Source organism: Acidovorax soli, assembly GCF_900107605.1.
In the GTDB taxonomy this organism is placed as follows: domain Bacteria; phylum Pseudomonadota; class Gammaproteobacteria; order Burkholderiales; family Burkholderiaceae_C; genus Acidovorax; species Acidovorax soli.
This window is the reverse complement of record NZ_FNQJ01000080.1, coordinates 1-1,561: the sequence shown is the minus strand read 5'-3', so window position 1 is coordinate 1,561 and position 1,561 is coordinate 1. Positions and strand designations below refer to the sequence as shown.

Here is a 1,561-nt window from a genome sequence, read left to right as displayed (position 1 = left end):
GCCCGTGCTTCGTCGTCCATCTCGGCCTTGAAAGCGTGCTTGGCCTTGAGAGCTTCGGCGCGTTGAGCTGCCGGGCGGGCGTTGACTTCATCGAGCAGGCGCTTGACGTTGGGCAACTGCTCCCAGGCGGTGGCTCCGAGCACGAACGGCACGGCCCGCGCCCAGCCCCAGACAGCCATGTCGACCAGGGTGTAGGTCTCGCCGAGCATGTAGCGATGCTGGGCCAGTTGCTGGTCAATGATCTTCCAGTGCCGCCAGGCTTCGAAGTCGTAACGATTGACCGCATAGGCCTTGGGTTCCGGGGCAAAGTGCTTGAAGTGAACCGCCTGCCCGGAATACGGCCCGACCCCGGTGGCGACGAACATCAACCAAGACAGCATCTGTGCACGGGCCTCAGGCGTGTCTGGCGGCAGGAACTGGCCGGACTTCTCCGCCAGATACAGAAGGATGGCATTGCTGTCGAACACCACCGCGTCGCCGTCGACCAGGGCCGGCGTTTTCGCGTTGGGATTGATCGCCGTGAACGCTGCCTCGTGCTGCTCGCCCTTGCGCGTATCCACCGGCACCAGTTCGTAGGGCAGTCCGGTTTCTTCGAGCAACAGCGCGACCTTGGCCGGGTTGGGAGAGGGGTGGTAGTAGAACTTGATCATGAAGGTCTCCGTGGCAATGAGTGGGTGGTCTGAGCGGTGTCGGGCCGCTGGATGGCTCAGCCGGCTGCTGGCGACAGCTTGTCTTGGGTGCGTGTGTCGAAGTCCTGGGCGTCATGCCTCTCGTGCAGCTGCTCTTCTGCTGGACCCCAGTTGCGGTTGACCATGCGCCCGCGGCGAACCGCCGGTCGCGCAGCGATTTCTTGGGCCCAGCGTTGGACGTTTGTATAGGTCTGTACCTGCAGGAATTCGGCCGCGTTGTAGAGATGACCCAGCACCAGCGCACCGTACCAGGGCCACACTGCGATGTCAGCGATGCTGTAGTCGTCACCGCCCAGGTGGCGACATTGCGCCAGGCGTCGGTCGAGGACGTCGAGCTGGCGCTTGGTTTCCATGGTGAAGCGGTCGATCGGGTACTCAAACTTGGCCGGCGCATAGGCGTAGAAATGGCCGAAGCCGCCGCCGAGGTAAGGGGCGCTGCCCATCTGCCAGAAAAGCCATGACAGCGCTTCGGTGCGTGCGGCTGGATCTTCGGGCAGCAGCGCATTGAATTTGGTAGCCAGGTACAGCAGGATGTTCCCTGACTCGAACACACGCTGCGGCACCGCTGCGCTGCGGTCGAGCAACGCCGGGATTTTCGAGTTGGGGTTGACGGCCACAAAGCCCGAGCCGAATTGGTCGCCTTCGGAGATGCGGATCAGCCAGGCGTCGTATTCAGCGCCGCGGTGGCCCATGGCCAACAACTCTTCGAGCATCACGGTCACCTTCACACCGTTCGGCGTGGCTAGCGAGTACAGCTGCAGCGGGTGTTGGCCGACCGGAAGGTCCTGGTCGTGCGTGGCACCGGCAGTCGGACGGTTGATGCTGGCGAACTGGCCGCCGTTGGGTGCGTTCCAGGTCCAGACAGCGGGTGG

Annotated in this window: 2 protein-coding genes; both read right to left on the bottom strand. The window is 63.5% G+C overall.

Annotated elements, in window-relative coordinates:
- Positions 1 to 650: glutathione S-transferase family protein (locus tag BLW02_RS19400; protein WP_092701772.1), on the bottom strand; the 650-nt coding region annotated here is incomplete at its 3' end.
- Between the two features lie 56 nt (positions 651 to 706).
- On the bottom strand, positions 707 to 1,561 hold an 855-nt coding region (gene yghU / locus BLW02_RS19395; protein ID WP_092701769.1), incomplete at its 5' end, for a glutathione-dependent disulfide-bond oxidoreductase.